Origin of the sequence: Haladaptatus sp. AB618 (assembly GCF_024136965.1) — an archaeon.
GTDB lineage: Archaea > Halobacteriota > Halobacteria > Halobacteriales > Haladaptataceae > Haladaptatus.
Window position 1 is genome coordinate 93,396 of sequence record NZ_JAMYJX010000005.1, and the last position, 18,033, is coordinate 111,428.

Below are 18,033 nucleotides of genomic sequence, written 5' to 3' on the forward strand. Positions count from 1 at the left end.
ATGTTTATTTTTCAGAGAAAAATTATACCATGCAGGACTGAATTTTATCTATGTGTTATCCTCTGATATCCCCTCGCCATGCTTCTACGTTGTTTAGAAGTCGCTATTCGGCTTACCCTCCCATTTTGGAACCCCCCGATTTCCGCTGTTTTCGTTCACTCACAATTCCGTTCGAAACGGCATCTCTTGCCCCGCTACCCCCCTCACCCCACCCCTACCCTCTCACCGTCAAAACAGCGGAAACGATGGGGTGGGTGTCCCCTCCCCCATAATCTCGACTTCCGTTATCGTCCGCTTTGCGTCTCACACACCGAACAACGGAAATCATGGGGTCTCTGTGTTCCCGTCGAACCCACCGATGAAAACGAGCTCATGCTAGAATCCATGGAAGCGATGAATTGCCCAGGAAGCGATTTCCGTGGTGTCTCGTCCGTTCGCTCTCGACTTCCCCCTCCCGAGACTCGACTTCTTTTTCTACCCACCTTTATTAATGATGATTCATGCTTGATTCCCGAACGAAATATGTCGACCCGATTTGTACCGATCTGACTTCAATACCGGGTCGATTCACGACAAACCGGGGTCATAACGTCGCAAATAACAACGGAAACGATGGGGTCGATTATGACGGACGGTTATCGCCGGGAACAACGGAAATCACGGGGTTGTTTATATACTACTCGAAATTCGGTGGCCATGCGATCCGACATTCAGCAGTGACTCTCTCGATAGAACTCGACCTGAATTCGTTCAGTTATCACGAGCTCTCAACTGCTCACAACAGTGATTAAGCATACATGGGCCGTCTCCTTCGATCCATACCCCCTGGTGCAAAGCTTGGGAGTTCTTTTGTCCATCGCTATAGAACAACGGAAACAGTGGTGTTACGATGATCGACCAGCACGCGTATCGATCGACATCCTCTCTGCATTCTTCCTGCATTCGTCCTGCATCCTCCTTGCATCCTTACCGCATCCTCCCTGCATCCTTTCTGCATTCTCATCGACCGATACGCGTACTGGCCGGTCGAACTGTAACCGAACAATCCGGCCAAACTATAACTAGTCAATATTCTCTACTGATTCTGTTCGACTTCGAGGATACGGGCATCACATCCTTGGCAGGTGGCGGCGACGACTTCCATCGAGCGACAGCAGGATTCGACTGTTTCCTGTTCCGCGGTGATGTCGCCACCACACTCGGGGCACGTGTCGAGGAAGATGCGGAGACCGCTCAGGATTCGACTCTGGTTATCGACCGAGAGTTTATCCCAATCGTCATAGCGATCACTCAACTCGCGAGCGGCCGCGAGGTCGGCGACGAGTGCGGCGTGGGACTCCCACTGGCCGAGTCGCCGACCGTCCATTCGGGCGATGAAGGCGGCATCGTGTTCCTCGAACTCCAACTCCTCTTCATCCGCGCCGAGGATTCGACTCAAGTCGCTCTTTTCCGCGCCGTCCTTCATGACTCGTTCCATGTTGTCGTGCCACATCTGACGGAACTCATCGTCGAGACAGAGGTCGTCGATTTCCTCACAGGGTTGAACGACGCTCGCATCGACGAGAACGTTTTCCGGTTCGCGGTCCGTCGGTTCCGGTGATGCCGTCTGGACGGTCTGCATTTCGTGTTTGTCGAATTTCTTGAGCAACCAGTCGGGGAAGTACGTTTTCGTAAACCACGGGGTTCCAGGTACGAGATACCCACGAACGTAAATCGTTGCCATACTGAACACAAAAAATGCGATTCCGATAGGCATCGCCGCAAATGTCAGAATCGTACTAGCGACGACGGCGATTACGACGTTGACGATTGTACACGGCGTACAGCGGTTTTCGCCGGTGTATTCCGGCTGTCGGAAGCGGTCGATAACACCTGAAAGCTCGGTACTCATTTCATCTCTATCATTTTGCCTCATCACCATATACTTATTGTTGGATGGTTCTAACACTGGTTAAAAACAAATCAGAACAAAAGAAAACTGACTCGCTATCCGACGACCGGTGAATCGACTACTCGGTCTGTAATGGCAAATCGACTATTCGGTTGGCGGCTCCGCTCGTTGGAGACGAACCGTCACGACGCTTCCCCGCGGATGATTGGTTCCGAAGATGAGTTCGCCACCGAACTTCCCGACTATCCAGTTTGTCAACCACAGGCCCAGACCGCTTCCGTGCTGGAGATCGGTTTCCCGCCCTTCGTTTAGCACTGCCTGTTCATCCATCGGTATCCCCGGTCCGTTGTCCGTGACTTCGATTTCGATCCAATTTTCCCGATCAGATTCGACGCTCCTCACCGAAACCATCACGCTAGGAACCTTCTGATCGTTATGCTTGATTGCGTTCTCGACGATTTCGGTGATGACCGTATCGAGCGTCTTGTCCGCACAGACCCACGCCGTGTCCGGAAGGTCGGTCGCGAGGTCCACGTTCGGATACGTTTTCCGCAGGTCCGAACACGTCCGCTCGATCAAAGCAGTGATTTCGACGGCTATCCGCTTCTGACTGCGCTTGTCCAGCGTTCGACCGATTTCACGGGCCTTCTCACTGACATCTATCAGGTCGCTCGCTTTTCGCTTGATGATCTCGGCACTCTCGGTGGCTTCGGGAATCGCTTCCTTGAGGTTGTCCGCATGGCCGAGGACGACGTTGAGGTCGTTTCGAAGGTTGTGTCGGAGGATTCGATTGAACACCTGCAGTCGTTGTTCCCGCCTGAGCAACTCCTGTCGTGTTCGAACCGAGTTGATGGCGTACGCCACGCTGTTCCCGAACTTCGAGAGAACACGTCGTTCCGTTTCGTCAAACGCGTATGGATGATCGGAGTAGACGCTCAAAACACCGTATACGGTTTCTTCGTGTTGGATTGGAATCGTCGCCTTCGAGTAGTACTCCCGGTTCGGTCCGTTCCATCGCCCTTCGGACGACGAATCGGGACCGATATCGTGTGTCACCTGTATCGCTCCCGTTTTCAACGCACGGGAGGCATGTTCCAACTCGTCTCGATCCGCGTCGTCGGAAAGCACCGTATCTAGATGTCCCGTTTCGACTCCGGTGCGGACCCGAGGGACGACTCGATCATCGTCGTCCACTTTCCCCATCCATGCGAAGAGATATGATTCGGACGCCGCGAGTCGTTTGCAGACGGCTTCTTCGATTTCTTCACGGGTCGTTGCTTCGAGGAGTGATTGGCTGACGTCCCAGATGAGATCGTTGATGGCCATCTGGCGCTGAACCGTTTGTTCGGCCCGTCGGTGAGCGACGGCGTTCTCGATCCGGTTTGCGAGGGCGACGAACTGCCGTTTTCCGGTTCCTTTCTTCAGATAGTCGGTAACCCCGGCGGAAATGGCCTCGCTCGCTGTCTTTTCGCTTCCGCCGCCCGTCATGAGAATGTACGGTATTTGCGGGACGATCTCTTTCACTGCGCCGAGCAGTTCGAGCCCGTTCATTTCCGGCATCTCGTAGTCACTGACGACGCAGTCGAACTGTTCCAGTTCGAGACGGGCGAGAGCGTCCGACGGGATGGTTTCCGTGTGAACGGTCACATCCGCTATTTCCTGTGTCAGGATTTCAGACGCGACCTTTCCGAAGAACTCGTTGTCTTCGACATGTAGCACCCGAATCGGGCGACGTTCCATTCTACAATACAGGTCTCGTATGTGATCAATATATAACTTTGTCCTCCACGTAGGGATCAAATCTCGTTCTATTTTAGTGACTGTTCATCTCAATCAGCCTCTCGTGGAAGTTTCCACCGATGTCAGTGGGTTTCCGGTGGCTCGGGAACGTTGCCGAACGACGGTCGCGATGCCTCGTCCGGGGCGGCCCATTCGACGGCGTTCCCCAGGATTTTTCGGATTTCCGGCTGTCGGTAGATCGGATACGTCTCGTGTCCCGGTCGGAAGTAGAAAACACGCCCCGATCCGCGGCGGTAACAACAGCCACTTCGGAACACTTCGCCACCCTCGAACCAACTGACGAAGACGAGTTCGTCCGGGGCGGGTATGTCGAACTGCTCGCCGTACATTTCGGCGTTCGGGACGATGACCTGTTCGTCGATTCCGTCGGCGATGGGGTGCCCGGAGTCGACGACCCAAAGGCGTTCGCGTTCACCGTCTTCCCGCCACTTCAGGTCACACGTGGTACCCATCAACTGCTTGAATATCTTCGAGAAGTGGCCGGAATGGAGCACGATGAGCCCCATCCCGTCGAGAACGCGTTGCTGTACGCGCTCTACGATTTCGTCCGCGACTTCGTCGTGTGCGATATGTCCCCACCACATGAGGACGTCCGTCTCCGCGAGTACCTCCTCGGTGAGTCCGTGTTCAGGTTCGTCGAGCGTCGCCGTCCCGACGTCGAATCCCTGCTCTTCGAGCGCCGACGCGACGACGGTGTGAATGCCGTCCGGATAACACTCCTTGCTCGCTTCGTCTTCACGTTCGTGTCGAAACTCGTTCCACACCGTGACGCGCGTGCTGTTCATATACGGTTCCTCGTGGGTCGGTCGATTCACTGTTTCGGAACCCGCAATCGCCGCAGGGACGATCCGTTTTTCCTCACTCGTCCGAAACCTCGTCTTCTTCCCACCCTTCGCTGTAAATCCGCTCCTCGGGAACCCCGATTTCCTCCAACTCCGCTTTCGTCTCGACGACCATTCCGGGAACGCCACAGCAGTAGAAGTCGGTCGATTCGGGATCGGGGACGACGCTTTCGACGTGTTCTTGGACGTGTCCGGTTCGGCCGTCCCACTCCTCGTCGGAGAGCGAGTAGGCCACAGTTAGGTTTTCGTTTTCAGCTTCCAGTTGGTCCAGCGTCTCCCGGTACATCACGTCGTCCTGTGTCTTCTCCCCGTAGAGGAACGTCGCGTGACCGTCGCCGTCACGGAGGTAATGTTTCACCATCGCCATCATGGGCGTGATTCCGGTTCCCGTCGAGACGAACGCAACGTCGGAATCGAGGTTTCGAAGATACAAGTTTCCGTCCGGTTTCTCGATTCGAATGGTGTTCCCGGGGTCTTGTTCGTGCATGTACACGGAGGCGGTTCCATCGTCGTACCGTTTTATCGCCAGAACTAGGCGATCCGTTCCCGGAAGCGTCGTGGGCGTGTATGGACGAACGACTTCGTCATCGTCGCCCGACGTATCCACCTCGCTTGCTTCGCTCGCATCGAAGTGCAACTGTGTGTGTTGCCCGGGTTCGTAATCGAACGGTTCGTCGTCGGCCAGTTCGAACTGCTTCACTCCGGGCGTCACCTGATGAATCGACGTGATTTCTACTTCGCGCATGGCAGAGGAGGACGGCACGACTGTCCGTAAACGAACTGCCTGCATCTTCCACCCTGCACCTTCCATCCTACACTTTCCACCCTGCACCTTCCACCATTCCGCCGGAACACCACTCCGAATCTAGCACTGACGCGGTCCATCGGCGAGAATATCCGCAGCGGTAAGCGGAGTCGAACGCTCCCGGTGCAGTTCGAATTCCTCCTTCGCCCACGTGCTGACGGCTTCGTTCCGACTTTCGCCATACGCCGGAAAGGTACCATCGGTACCGGTCAACAACAGTCCCACCGTATCCTCCGCCACAACCAGTTGTATCGGTGGTTCTTCCCGGATATCGAACTCACGTCGCTGAAGACGTGGATCGAACGACGAGACTGGCAGCGGTTCGCCGACTCGGCCTGACAGTATCCCTATTCTACGAGTTTCGACGGACTGCCGGAACGCATAACCCGCCCGAGTACCTGGATATACTCCCATGAAACACGCCGACCTCCCCGAAAATCTACCCCGCTACAAGCGAAAATCGATCGAGCGGGTCCGAACGGTGAGCGACCTCCTCGACGAGGCGTTCCGCGTTCCCGGCACGAACTTCCGGGTCGGTATCGACCCGATTCTCGGCCTCCTCCCGGTCGGCGGCGACGCCGCATCGGCGATCATCTCGCTTTACATCGCCCTCGAAGGGTATCGGCTGGAAGTTCCCCGTCACGTTCTCGCTCGCATGCTCGTCAACGTCGCCATCGACACGTTCGGTGGCGCGGTTCCCGTCCTCGGGTCGGTGTTCGACGCGACGTGGAAGGCGAACCGCAAGAACCGGGAACTGCTCGAAAAACACGTCTCGAACCACTGATCCCACTTTTCTGATTCTGTCTACTCCGCGGGTTCGAGCGTCACCGCTTCGGCTTCGAAATCCTCGACGAACGACCCCGAACCGCCGACGCTTATCTCGCCCTCGTCGGTTTCGATGACGAGCGCCGCTTCGACCGGGAACGCGTTCGATGCGGGTTCGAGCAGCCCCTGCCGAACGTCGATGAGGAGACCTTCGATGGTTACCACTTCGCTATCACCGCCGACCGGTCGCCCCCGAACCCGGGCGACAATGGCGTCGTTCTCGCGGAGGTGGAGCGTCGCTTGGAGCACCGCCGAGCGGAAGTCGTCGAACGTCTTCGGAAGTTCCACTGGTTCGGCCGCGTACACTTCGTTCGCCATCGGCCAGTAGTTGCCGAGGAATGACCCGACGAGGACGGGGACGAGTTGCTCCTGTGCGAAGGTGATCGCCTGCTTCTCGCTGTTCGACCGAACGATCATCTCGGTCGGAGCGACGAGACCGAACTGCTTGTCCACCGTGAGCGTCGTCGGCATCGGTTCGCGCCAGACGCGGACGGTGCTTGCGAGTCCGGCGAACTCCGACCCATCGATGTCGTCACGATGAATCCCGCTGAGGACGAGCAGGACGAGGACGCCGCGTTCCACCGCATCCGCGAGTTCGTCGGCGACTTCGGTGAGATGTTCGTACGGTATCGAGAGGGTGACTTCCTCGTTCGCCTCGGCGAGGCGGTTCTGGATCCGCTTGATGACCGTGACGCGGGATTTGATGACCTCGAACTGGTCCGGTTCGCTCGTCGTCGCGGAGTAGCGTTCGTCCAGCGCGGGTCGCATCGTTTCCACCCGGTCGGAGAGCGTCCCGATGACTCGTTCGGGCGGGTTCGCGCGGATCATGGTCGGGACGACGTGGTCGTTCACCTCCACGAATCCCCTGTCGGCCAACTTCTCGCTGGTGCTGTAGACGTAGCGTTTCGAGACACCGGCGTCGTCGGCGATGGTGCTGGCTTTTGCCTCGCCTTGTTCGAGAATCGCGAGATAGGTATCGACTTCCTTTTCGGAGAGACCGAACTGGCGGAGGAGGTTTTCGAGCGTGGTGTCGTCCATTTCCTGACTCATGATTTCTCGGGTACCTATTTACTTTCCTCGGTGGTCCGAACGACGACGACGTCCGAAACCGACAGTTCGATTTTCGAATCCCTTCCAGTGGCGGTCGGAACCCGTTCCCCGGACACGAGGTCCACGTCCTCGACGCGCTCGCCGATTCGAATCGTCTCGCGCCCGTCAGAGAAGTTCACTGCTACGATGATCCGCGAATCACCATCGTCACGGGCGAACGCAACGACCGACGAGGAGTCACTCTCCCATTCGATTCCCTCGACCGTCCCGTCCTTGAGAACGGGATGTTCGTTGCGGGCTTCGACCAGCGACCGGTGGAACGCGGTCAACTCGTCGTCGCCGTCGTCCCAGCGCATCGTCCCGCGGTACTCGGTCATGCCGCGCTCCTGCCCGTAGTAGATCATCGGGGCGCCGGGAAGCGTGAACGTCGCGGCGGCCGCGGCTTTCAGCGCGTCGCGGTCGCAATCGTCGAGATACCGCGGCTCGTCGTGGTTTTCGACGTATCGGAGGTGAACCGCGCTCTCGGGGAAGCCAGCACGCTCCGCGTCGGCGAGCGCGTTGAATACGGCGGATGCGGGTTTTTCACCGTTTCCGATTTCGCGCAGGGTTCCGTACAGCGTCGTGTCGTAGTGCATCGTGAATTCGCCCTCGTGGTAGGCCGGGTCACGCGGGATCGTCTCGTCCAGCAGTAGAAAATCGTCGGGCACGCGCGCGGCGACTTCCTTCCAAAACTCGTGTGGGACGCCCCACGCTACGTCGCATCGGAACCCATCAACGAGTCCCGCCCACTCGTCCACCACGTCGAGCAGGAATCGCCGGACAGCGAGCGAATCGAAGTTGTAGTTCGGGATTCGGTCCCAGTTGAAGTAGCGTTGTGCCTTCGGTTCCCCGGTCTCCTCGTCTTCCTCCCAGATGTACCAATCGCGGTACTCAGGAACCCCGGCGGCGCTCATCTGGAACGCCGGGTGGTCCCGCGAGGAGTGGTTGATGACGAGGTCGAAGACGACCCGAATTCCGGCGTCGTGGCAGGCCGACACGAAGGATTCGAACTCCGCGCGCGTGCCGAGGTCCTCGGCCGTCTCGAAGTAGTTCGTCGTGTGGTAGCCGTGGTCGGTCGGGCTTCCCAAAATCGGGGTGAGCCAGACGCAGTCCACGCCGAGCCATTCGAGATACGGAAGCCGCCGCTCCAACTCCTCGAACGTGGTATCGACCGTCTCACCCCCGAACGACCGGACGAAAATCTCGTACACCGTGGCGGATTCGGCCCACTCCGGCGGGTCGTTGGGCCTGTGAATTCCCACTCCCTCGCTCCGTGGCACCTCGCTTCGCTCGGACCCACTTCGCTCGGACAGTCCGAGTTCACTTTTCCCGCCAATCTCCACGCAGTCGGCGACGCTGTGGCGTTCGCCGACTGCGACGGCGTGAATCCTGAGTCCGTCCCCGATGTCGTCGCGGGGAATTCGGACGGTTCGCGGGCCGTCGGTTACGGCCCGCGAACCGTTTTCGTAAAGTTCCACCGTCAACTCGTCGTCCGCGAATTCGCTGTCGGGTGCGGATTCGGTCGTCGTCACAGCGACGACCGAATCCGTTTCCAACGTGGCATCGAGGTGAATCCGTGGCCGTCCCGGTCCGGGGACGGTGAGCGTCCCCTGCACCTGCTCGGTCAGGTCGTCGTTCAGCAGGAATCCGTAGGGGTGCTCGCCCGGCGGAAGTTCCGTCTCGTACACGTACGCCCCGTTTTCGTACGTCGGCCGGTCGCGGCCGACGAGATGCTCGTTGAACGGCCCAGCGATGCAGACGGACTCCAGTTCCTCGTGGGGAATCGGCAGGTCCGACAGCGGCAGTTCGAAGCGCACGGGTCGGCGCTCGTCGGGGAACGCGCGGACGGTTCGTTCGTGGTCGCCGTCGGGCGTGGAGAGTCGGAGTCGGTAAACGCCCGGGACGTCCGGCGCGAAGTGGATGACCGGCGCGTCGTCCACGACCGCTGAACTGCCGTCCGGGCGTGTTTCGAGGTGCCACTCGTACTCTCCGTCCGGATTCGGGTCGTGCGGCGCGAGTTCGACCGTCGCTCCGACCGTCGTGAATCGCGGGGGATCTGCTGTGTGCATGTGTTTCACGCCACAGGGGAGTTATAACTATCTTGCGTTCCGATAAGAATCTGTGAAGGATTATTTCACCAAGTCTTTTACCACCCCGACTCGTGGTGCTACCTGATGACGCTCCGCGACGCACTTTCCGATTTCAAACGCCACCGCGGGAACGCGACCCGCTTCCCCGGTGAGCGCCGGACGACGGCGGGCCGGTTCTCCGGTTTCGACGCTCGACTCGTCCACGTCGGCCCGCATGGGTCGCTCCGCGACTACTCCTACCCGCTCTCCGGCCGCTACGGACTCGACCGCTCACGATTCGGGGTTCGGAGGGACGGAAACGCCGACATCGTGTGGTTCGACGCCGTCGATTCGACGCAACGCTATCACGAGGGGAGCGCCCTCGTCGTCACCGAGCACGGGACCGCGGACTGGTCTATCACGCAGTACGATCTGACGTTCGGCGATTTCCACTTCACCCACTTCGCGGTCGACGATGCCGACGAAAACGACGCCGCCCCCGCCGAACTCGTGGCTTACTTCGGGTTCGCACCGGACGGCCGGGACGACAGAATCGGGCAACTCCGCCACGGCGACGTGGTCGAGGTGTACCACACCGAGGAACACGATTACCTCGGAATGTCCGCCGAACCGACCGAAATAGACGGTCTCGTTCCGGCGGATTTCGACGCGCTACTCTCCGAGAAACCCAACGCGGTACCCGGTATCGCCGACACCGGCCGCTACGAGGAGAGTCGCCTCAGCGGCGAACTCGTCGTCTCCCTCCCGCTCGATGGTGCGACGACGTTCGTTTCCCTGCTCGCCGACCACCGTGAACTCCCCCGTGAGGATGCCCTCCGGCGAGTTCGAGAACTCGCTTCGGAGTACGATTCACCCGCCCGAATTCGGTCCCTCGCCACCGACGAGACGTCCCGGAACCCCCTCGATGCGACGCTCGACGCGCCGACGACGGACGCCATCACCGACGACCTCCGGGTGCTCTCGTTTCTGTCGGCGGAGACGGGGGCGCGAATCGCCGGGCCGGATTTCGACCCGTTCTACCAGTACTCGGGTGGCTACGGCTACACGTGGTTCCGCGACGATGCGGAGATTTCCCGCTTCTTGCTCACGGCCGACGACCACTTCGACCTCTCGCTGGCCGACTGGCACGAGAAAAGTGCCCGGTTGTATTGTGAAACCCAACGCCCTGACGGGACGTGGCCCCACCGCGTCTGGCCCCGCGACGGGACCATCGCCCCGGGATGGGCGAACGCTCGCGTCGAGGCCGGTGACGGCGCGGACTATCAAGCGGATCAGACGGGAAGCGTGATCACCTTCCTCGCTACCTATCTCCGAACGTCCGACCTCGATGCGGAACTCGAATCCGAAATCGAGGGAACCCTTCGTGCCGCGCTCGACGGATTGGACGACACCCTCGAAGCGGATGGCCTGCCGATCCACTGCCAGAACGCGTGGGAGAACATGACCGGGCGCTTCGCCCACACCGCCGCGACGTACCTCGAAGCCTACGCGGAACTCGCCCGCGCGCCCGTTTCGAACGACGTTCGAGAACGCGCGCTGGAGGGAACGAAAGCGGTACTCGCCGGACTCGACCGCCTCTGGACGGGCGAATTTTACGCGCTTCGACTAATCGAGGATGACCGCGACGAGCGCTGCGATTCGAGTGCGCTCGCGCTCGCGGCCGCATACCGCGCGGCCGCATCGGTCGTCGACCTCGACTCCGAGCAGGTGAACCGACTCGTCTCCCACACAGAAGCCGTCCTCGACGGTCTCTGGCGCGACCCGGAGGAGAGCGAAATTCAGGGACTCGCGCGTTTCGACGGCGACGATTGGCGCGTGCGCGAGCAGACGACGCCCAAAATCTGGACGGTTTCGACGGCGTGGGGAGCCAACGCCGCGAGCGAACTCGCGGACCTGCTCTCCGAGCGTGACGACCGCCGCGCCGACGAGTTCGCCCGCCGCTCGCGCGACCTCCTTTCGTTGCTCCTGCCCGGCGGTTCGCTCTGTGCCGAAACCGGCTACCTCCCGGAACAGTACTTCGACGTGGGCGAGGCCGACAGCGCGACGCCGCTCGGGTGGCCCCACGCGATTCGACTGGCGACGGTCGCGGCGCTGGACGAACGGGGGAACTTGGACCGGAAAAACGAGCGGCCGACGACTGAATCGACTCGATTTTAAACCGACGCTTTTCCCGCCACGGTTTCGCTCTCACCGACGACGTCACCGGTCTCGCCGTCGAAGACGTGCAGGTCGTCCTCGTCGAACGTGATTCGAATCGTCTCGCCGGGTGCGGGTTCGACGTCGGAATCGACGCGCGCGATGAAGTCGGGTGCGAGATCGAGATAGAGGTAGTTGTCGCTGCCGATGGGTTCGACCACTTCGACGGTGGCCGAGAGGGAGTTCCGGTCGGACTCCGCCGCGGGGAAGATGTCCTCCGGTCGGATACCGATGGTAAAAGCCGCATCCGTGTTCTCGATTCGGTCGGCGAAGGACGGGGCGAGACGGCACGAAAACGCACCGTGGTCGTCTTCGAGGACGACGGCGTCGCCTTCGCGCCGCGCGCGAACGTCGATGAAGTTCATGCTCGGCGATCCGATGAAACCGCCGACGAAGCTGTTTACGGGTTGTTCGTACACGTTCGTCGGCGCGCCCATCTGCTGGAGTTCGCCGTCACGAAGGATGACGATGCGGTCGCCCATCGTCATCGCCTCCTCCTGGTCGTGGGTGACGTACACCGACGTGATCCCGAGTTCCTGCTGGATGCGCTGGATTTCGGTTCGCATCGTGGTCCTGAGTTTCGCGTCCAAATTCGACAGTGGTTCGTCGAAGAGGAAGATGTCGGGTTCGCGGACGATGGCGCGGCCGAGCGCGACGCGCTGTTTCTGCCCGCCGGATAACTCGTCGGGTTTGTCCCCGAGCAGGTCCTCGATACCCATCATCTCGGCGGCTTCGTACACCTTCTCGTGGCGCTCGTCCTTCGAGAGGTCGGTACTCATCCGGAGCCCGAATCCCATGTTCTGCTCGACGGTTTTGTGCGGGTAGAGCGCGTAGTTCTGGAACACCATCGCCACGTCGCGGTTCTTGGCGTGAACGTCCGTCACGTCCTCGTCACCGATGTAGATGTGGCCGTCGGTGGCGCTTTCCAACCCGGCTATCATGCGGAGCGTCGTGGTCTTCCCACACCCGGACGGACCGACGAGCGTGACGAACTCGCCGTCCTCGATATCGAGGTCGAGACCGTCCACGGCGACGATCTGTCCGCGGTCGAACTCCTTTCTGAGCGTCTCCAGTCGAAGGCTTGCCATTACTCGTGTGGTGTCGTACCACGGTAAAGTTCTTTCCCATCGAGCCAAATCTGTGATGGGATATTTCATACCACTTTTCAAGGCCGATATTCGACCGATTCGTCCCCTTTCTCAAATATGTCGACGAGAAAACGACACGAAAATCCCTAACGGTTAAATACGTGAAGTCATATTTCATAACGGATACAACCATGTCGTACCCACGGCGGAAAATCCTACAGACAGGCGGCGCAGTGGCTGGTATCACCCTCGCGGGATGCATCAGCGTGAACAGCGACAAGAAGGACGGCAACGGCGACAACGGTAACGACGGTGGTGGTGGCGACGGAAACGGCGGTAACGACGGCAACGACGAGACGACCGGCGGCACCGGACAACTCTGGCATTCGCGCCCGAAGGGACCGAAGAAGAGCCTCGAATCGAACGTGAAGAAGTTCGAAGGGCAATCCGACTACGCGATAAAACTCTCCGAGATTTCGGACCTGCAGAAGACCATCGAGAACAAACTCCCCGCAGGAAAAGGGCCGCATCTGTTCCAGTGGGCACACGACTGGATCGGCGAGTACCAACCCGCCGGATTCCTCTCGGACCAGAGCGATAAGCTCTCGGTGGACCTCGAATCCACGTACACCAGCGCGGCGGCGGAGGCGGTGCAGTTCGACGGCGAAACGCTCGGCCTGCCGTACGCCGCCGAAACCGTCGCACTGCTCTACAACAAGGACATGGTGGACGAACCGCCCCAAACGGTCGCAGAGATGCAGTCCATCATGGAGGAACACCACGACCCATCGAACGGGAAATACGGCCTCTCGTTCCCCATCGACCCCTACTTCATCAGCGGCTACGCGCAGGCCTTCGGCGGCTACTACTACGACGAGAAGAAGGACGAACTCGGCCTCGCGAAGTCGGAGACGCTCAAAGGGTTCCGGTTCGTGCGCGACGAACTGGCGAAGTATATCCCGAAAGACCAGAAATACGACCCGCAGGCCGCCGTGTTCAACGAGGGCAACGCGCCGCTCGCCATCAACGGTCCGTGGTATCTCGGCACCGTCCGTGACAAGGGTCTCGACGTCGGCGTCGCCCCGCTTCCGAAACCGAAGGGCGGCAAACCGAAACCGTACACCGGCGTGAAGATGTGGTACTTCGCCAAGAAGATGAACGAGGAGAACGGGAACACCGCGGCCGCTCGGAAGTTCACCGAGTGGCACACCACGAACACGGACCTGCTCCTCGACCTCGCCAAGGACCACGGCTTCATCCCGGTTCACAAGGACCTCGCGGGAAGCGACGACCTTCCGCCAGCCGTCAAAGGCTTCTCCGAATCCGTCCAGATGGGCGAACCGATGCCGACGGCCCCTCACATGCAGAAGGTATGGGATCCGGTCAAATCCGCGTTCCTCAAGGTGCTGAAAGGCAAGCAGGACGCGAAACCGGCGTTCGAAGCGGCGGAGAAGACGATCAAGCAGAACTGGGACTGAGGCCACATGAGTATTCGCTCGACGTTCACTCGCGGCGCAAACGCGCTGGAAAATCCCGTATTCGACCGGGACGACCTGCCCCTGCTACTGATACTGCCGGGGCTGTTTCTGTTCTCGGCGTTCATGTTCTACCCCATCCTCTACTCGTTTTACCTGTCGTTGACGGATGCGACGAACCTGACGCTGTTCACACACGAGTACTCGTTCGTCGGATTCGACAACTACCGGAGGGTGCTGTTCGGCACGCCGCACTTCAAGCTGATTCTGTTCGGATTCAGCACGACGCTCCCGCTCAACGCGGGCTTTTGGAACTCGATGGGCATCTCGTGGCTGTTCGTGTTCACGAGCGTGGCCCTCAAAGTCGCGCTGAGCATCGGCATCGCGCTCGTGTTGACCAATCCCTACGTCATCGGTCGGCGCTACATGCGTTCGCTCATCATCATCCCGATGGGCCTGCCGACCATCTTCACCATCACCGTCTGGCGCGGCATCTTCAGCAACGCCCGATACGGGCTGGCGAATCAGGTGCTCACCGGACTGCACCTCCAGCCGGTTCTGTGGCTCGACCAGCGATGGACCGCGTTTCTGGCGTACAACGTCACCGAAGCGTGGTTGGCCTACCCGTTCATGGTCATCATCATCGTGAGCGCGCTGCAGGACGTGCCCGAGGAACTCCACGACGCGGCGATGGTGGATGGCGCGGGATTCCTCAACCGGTTCATGCACGTCACGCTTCCGTCCATCAAGCGACCCGTGCTCTTCGCGTCGATACTGACGGCGGCGGCGTCGTTCCAGCAGTTCCTCATCCCGTACGTGATGAACAAGGGTGGACCGCTCCGCCAGAACGAACTACTCATCGTCTACGGCTACCGTGAGGCGTTTCGCTTCGACAAGTACGGGAAGGGGGCCGCCATCATGACCGCGACGTTGATCGTCATCAGCGGCTTCATGTTCCTGAACGTCAAACGCGGCCGCCTCGCGGAGGGGGTGAGCGAATGAGCGACGGAATCCTCGGCGGCTTCGCCGAGGACATTCGACGTGCACTCGGGGCACCCGTTCGCGCCGTCGAGTCGGCGCGGTACACCGTCCACGGCCTGCGAACCGGCGAAGTGTCGGCGCGACGAGTCGCGGCGAAACTCGTCGCCACCGCGTTCGCGCTGTTGATGGTCGGAACACTGCTGTTCCCGATTTACTGGATATTCCTCGCCTCCCTCTCCGGGACCGGCGGGTCGCTCTACAGTTCGAGCGGGATCCATCTCCTGCCGCAGAAACCGTCGCTCGACGCCTACAAATGGGTGCTCGGCGGCATGTCGATACCGAGCTACACGGTCGCGGTTCACCTGTTCGGCACGGAGATAGCGCTACAGACGCCCGGCGTCTCGACCACGGTGAACTGCGCGCGTTTCGACGGTTGTTCGCAGTTCCCGCTGTTCCTCTGGAACAGCTTCACCGTCGCGGTGCCCACCGTCATCCTGACGATGGCAATCGTGATTCCGGCGGCGTACGCGCTCTCGCGGCGGAAGTTCCTCTTCCGATCCAAAGTGCTCTACCTGTACGTCCTGTTCACGCAGGTCGGCGGTGGACTCGGCATCGCGGCGCTCATCGCGCTGTACGCCACGTTCGTCCAGTTCGGACTCGACAACAGCAAACTTGCGCTGTCGTCGTACTACGCCGCGACCGCCGTCCCGTTCAACACGTGGCTGTTGAAGACCTACATGGACAACATCCCGACCTCCTACGAGGAGGCCGCGATGATGGACGGCGCGCCCACGTGGCGCATCGTCTGGGAGATAATCATCCCGCTGTCGAAGGCGGGACTGGCGACCGTCCTCGTCTTCAGCTTCCTCACCGGCTGGACCGAGTTCATCGTCGCCCAACTCCTGCTCAGCACGGGCAAGTACACACTCCCGGTCGGCCTCTACAGCCTCGTCGGGAAGTACTCGACCCCGTGGGCACGGTTCTCGGCCTTCGCGCTGACCTTCGCCACGCCCATCGTCTTGGTGTATCTGTTCGCACAGCGGTACATCGAGAGCGGACTGTCCTTCGGCGGTATGGAAGGCTAGGGCGAGTTGGGTGGGTTTGATTCTTTCTTTCGTTCGGTGGCTACTGGGTGGTTCTGGTTTTTCGATGGTTGCAGTCGTTGAGAGTCGGATTTTGAACACTTTTCCGGTCGTGAGGTGTTCTGTTTGATCTTGGTTTTGGTCTTGTTGTGACCGCAAATACAGACGTCAGTGAAAACCCCACCCCCCTCGAACCTCCCCAGCCTCCTCGGTTGCTTACTCGCGGATAAACCGCGAGCATGTGAATCACGCCATGGCGTGATTCACAACGCTCCCTCGTCCCTCGCGCACGTTTCTCGCGCGCGCCACCACAGGAATCCCTCAGCGCGAGACTGGACTATCGCACGGCGCGCGAAATCGCACGGCGCGCGAAGGCGCATCGCAGGTGCGCCCGCGCGAGGTCTTCGTGAGTGACGCAGGAGCGAACGAGTGGCTCGTCAGAGCTCCGCTCTGACGGTGGATGACGAGCGTCAGCAAGGAATCGGTTGGGGAGGGCGTGGCTGTCGCGGTGTGGTGGCGGTTTCAGTGACGTCTGTACTTGCAGTCACAGCAAAACCGAACATAACTTGCCGAATGCGGTGGCGGTTGTTTGCCGCTTGGTAGTTGTAGTCACGTAGAACCAACCTCGGGTCGTTTACCGCCCGGCGGTATAATCACGACAAAACCAGCATCCCTTCGTAACTAGCGAGTCGGCAACTTTCCAAGCACCACCAACTATAATCCGAAAAACCGGATTCACGGCGATGTGAACGCGCTTACGCACTTACCAACATTCGCTTTCCAAACAGCGCGTCCAAATCGGGTTGCTCGACCAACTCGTACTCGTCACCCGCCCGTTCCACGCACCCCGCGTTCGCCAGATGTTCGAGGTGGGCGTAGGACTCGCCGGGTCCGTGGAGGAGGTGGATTCCTTCGAGTTCGCCGAACAGGTGGGCACCCATGGTCCACGGGTCGGTCGGGCCGTTTTCGTTCAGCACGCCGACCACGTCCTCGGCGCGTTCGCGGTGGTGGGCGTGGATTTCACGGGCGCGGGAGACGGCGTCGAGGGGGTCGCCGTGGCCGGGCCACGCGCGGGTGTAGGACTCCGAAACGACGTGCAAGAGGGTGTCGAGGTAGGCCTCAAGTGGATTTTCGAGGCGAACGTCCGCGCCGCCGACGTTGGGGGTGTACGCTTCGAGGAGGGCGTCGCCGCAGAAGAGTTCGCGGCCGTCTTCGCCGTCGAAGGCGAACCCGGCGAGACCGGCGGTGTGGCCGGGGAGATGGACGGCTTCGAGTTCGTACTCGCCGCAGTCGAAGGTGTCGCCGGCGGAAAACGGTTCGACGGTGGGGGTGGGACCGTCGAGGCGTCCGGCTTTGACCGCGTTCCGGAACACGGGTTCTTGGATCGGTTCCGGGAGTCCCCACTCGTCCAATAATCGCTGCTGTCGGGTTTCGATGCCGTTCCACGCCGATTCGCGCTGGGCGACGAGCGCGGCGTCCTTCTCGTGGACGTGGACGGTGGCGCCGCTTCGCTCTTGGACGGTTCCAGCGAGTCCGGCGTGGTCGGTGTGCCAATGAGTGATGCACACCTGCGCTATGTCCTCGACCGAACAGCCGTGGTCCTCCAGCCCGGATTCCAGCGATGCGAGCGTTTCCGGTTTTCTGACGCTCGTGTCGATGAGTGTCGTCGGGCCGTCGGAACTCGCGTTGAGGAGGTACACGCTGTTTTCTCCCTCGAACTCCGTATTTTCGAGTCGAATTCGGTTCACGGACGTTTTTGGGACTCTTCTCTTATGATATTTTTTATAATTATCGCGGTAACGAGAGATGCCCACTCTTTCTCGAAAAACACACTAAACGGTGTGTACTGTTCGGGTCTAGTGAGTTGCC

General features: G+C 60.1%; 14 protein-coding genes. 6 read left to right on the forward strand and 8 right to left on the reverse strand.

Annotation, left to right across the window (positions count from 1 at the left end; genetic code table 11):
* Positions 1–1,075: 1,075 nt before the first annotated feature.
* The 4 genes from NKF26_RS15645 to NKF26_RS15660 all read right to left on the reverse strand — a co-directional run bounded on the left by NKF26_RS15645 (position 1,076) and on the right by NKF26_RS15660 (position 5,278).
* On the reverse strand, positions 1,076–1,723 hold the full coding sequence (locus NKF26_RS15645; protein WP_253228387.1) for a hypothetical protein: 648 nt from the start codon (positions 1,721–1,723) through the stop codon (positions 1,076–1,078).
* A 312-nt stretch (positions 1,724–2,035) separates the two neighbouring features.
* Positions 2,036–3,631, reverse strand: a complete 1,596-nt coding sequence (locus NKF26_RS15650) for a response regulator (protein ID WP_253234551.1) — start codon at positions 3,629–3,631, stop codon at positions 2,036–2,038.
* Between the two features lie 122 nt (positions 3,632–3,753).
* On the reverse strand, positions 3,754–4,476 hold the full coding sequence (locus NKF26_RS15655; protein ID WP_253234552.1) for a ThuA domain-containing protein: 723 nt from the start codon (positions 4,474–4,476) through the stop codon (positions 3,754–3,756).
* Between the two features lie 73 nt (positions 4,477–4,549).
* On the reverse strand, positions 4,550–5,278 hold the full coding sequence (locus tag NKF26_RS15660; RefSeq protein WP_253234553.1) for a ferredoxin--NADP reductase: 729 nt from the start codon (positions 5,276–5,278) through the stop codon (positions 4,550–4,552).
* 183 nt (positions 5,279–5,461) lie between these two features.
* Between NKF26_RS15660 and NKF26_RS15665 the strand changes: the two genes are divergently transcribed.
* Both NKF26_RS15665 and NKF26_RS15670 read left to right on the forward strand, forming a co-directional pair.
* Positions 5,462–5,677, forward strand: a complete 216-nt coding sequence (locus tag NKF26_RS15665) for a hypothetical protein (RefSeq protein WP_253228391.1) — start codon at positions 5,462–5,464, stop codon at positions 5,675–5,677.
* 73 nt (positions 5,678–5,750) lie between these two features.
* Positions 5,751–6,122, forward strand: a complete 372-nt coding sequence (locus NKF26_RS15670) for a DUF4112 domain-containing protein (RefSeq protein WP_253228392.1) — start codon at positions 5,751–5,753, stop codon at positions 6,120–6,122.
* A gap of 20 nt (positions 6,123–6,142) precedes the next feature.
* On the opposite strand, the gene NKF26_RS15675 is transcribed toward NKF26_RS15670, so the two are convergent.
* Both NKF26_RS15675 and NKF26_RS15680 read right to left on the reverse strand, forming a co-directional pair.
* Positions 6,143–7,201 carry a TrmB family transcriptional regulator sugar-binding domain-containing protein gene (locus NKF26_RS15675; protein WP_253228456.1) on the reverse strand — a complete coding sequence of 353 codons (1,059 nt, stop codon included), beginning with the start codon at positions 7,199–7,201 and terminating at the stop codon, positions 6,143–6,145.
* A 26-nt stretch (positions 7,202–7,227) separates the two neighbouring features.
* Entirely contained in the window at positions 7,228–9,321 is a 2,094-nt protein-coding gene (locus NKF26_RS15680) for an alpha-amylase family glycosyl hydrolase (protein WP_253234554.1), read from the reverse strand.
* Between the two features lie 105 nt (positions 9,322–9,426).
* On the opposite strand from NKF26_RS15680, the gene NKF26_RS15685 reads away from it, so the two are divergent.
* A complete protein-coding gene (locus NKF26_RS15685; protein WP_253234555.1) occupies positions 9,427–11,499 on the forward strand; it encodes a glycoside hydrolase family 15 protein in 2,073 nt (690 codons plus the stop codon).
* Here NKF26_RS15685 and NKF26_RS15690 read toward each other — a convergent pair.
* A complete protein-coding gene (locus NKF26_RS15690; protein ID WP_253234556.1) occupies positions 11,496–12,626 on the reverse strand; it encodes an ABC transporter ATP-binding protein in 1,131 nt (376 codons plus the stop codon). The genes NKF26_RS15685 and NKF26_RS15690 overlap by 4 nt on opposite strands.
* 191 nt (positions 12,627–12,817) lie before the next feature.
* Here NKF26_RS15690 and NKF26_RS15695 point away from each other — a divergent pair, with 191 nt between their 5' ends.
* Genes NKF26_RS15695 through NKF26_RS15705 form a run of 3 tightly spaced genes read left to right on the forward strand, consistent with a single transcriptional unit; the run spans position 12,818 to position 16,167 of the window.
* Positions 12,818–14,104 (forward strand): extracellular solute-binding protein, encoded by a 1,287-nt coding sequence (locus tag NKF26_RS15695; RefSeq protein ID WP_253234557.1) that lies wholly within the window; start codon positions 12,818–12,820, stop codon positions 14,102–14,104.
* Positions 14,105–14,110: 6 nt separating this feature from the next.
* Positions 14,111–15,103: a carbohydrate ABC transporter permease gene (locus NKF26_RS15700; RefSeq protein ID WP_253228397.1), complete on the forward strand. Its 993-nt coding sequence runs from the start codon at positions 14,111–14,113 to the stop codon at positions 15,101–15,103.
* Entirely contained in the window at positions 15,100–16,167 is a 1,068-nt protein-coding gene (locus NKF26_RS15705; RefSeq protein ID WP_253228398.1) for a sugar ABC transporter permease, read from the forward strand. Before NKF26_RS15700 ends, NKF26_RS15705 begins: the two co-directional genes overlap by 4 nt.
* A gap of 752 nt (positions 16,168–16,919) precedes the next feature.
* Here the strand turns inward: NKF26_RS15705 and NKF26_RS15710 are convergent.
* On the reverse strand, positions 16,920–17,912 hold the full coding sequence (locus NKF26_RS15710; RefSeq protein ID WP_253228399.1) for an MBL fold metallo-hydrolase: 993 nt from the start codon (positions 17,910–17,912) through the stop codon (positions 16,920–16,922).
* Positions 17,913–18,033 lie beyond the last annotated feature (121 nt).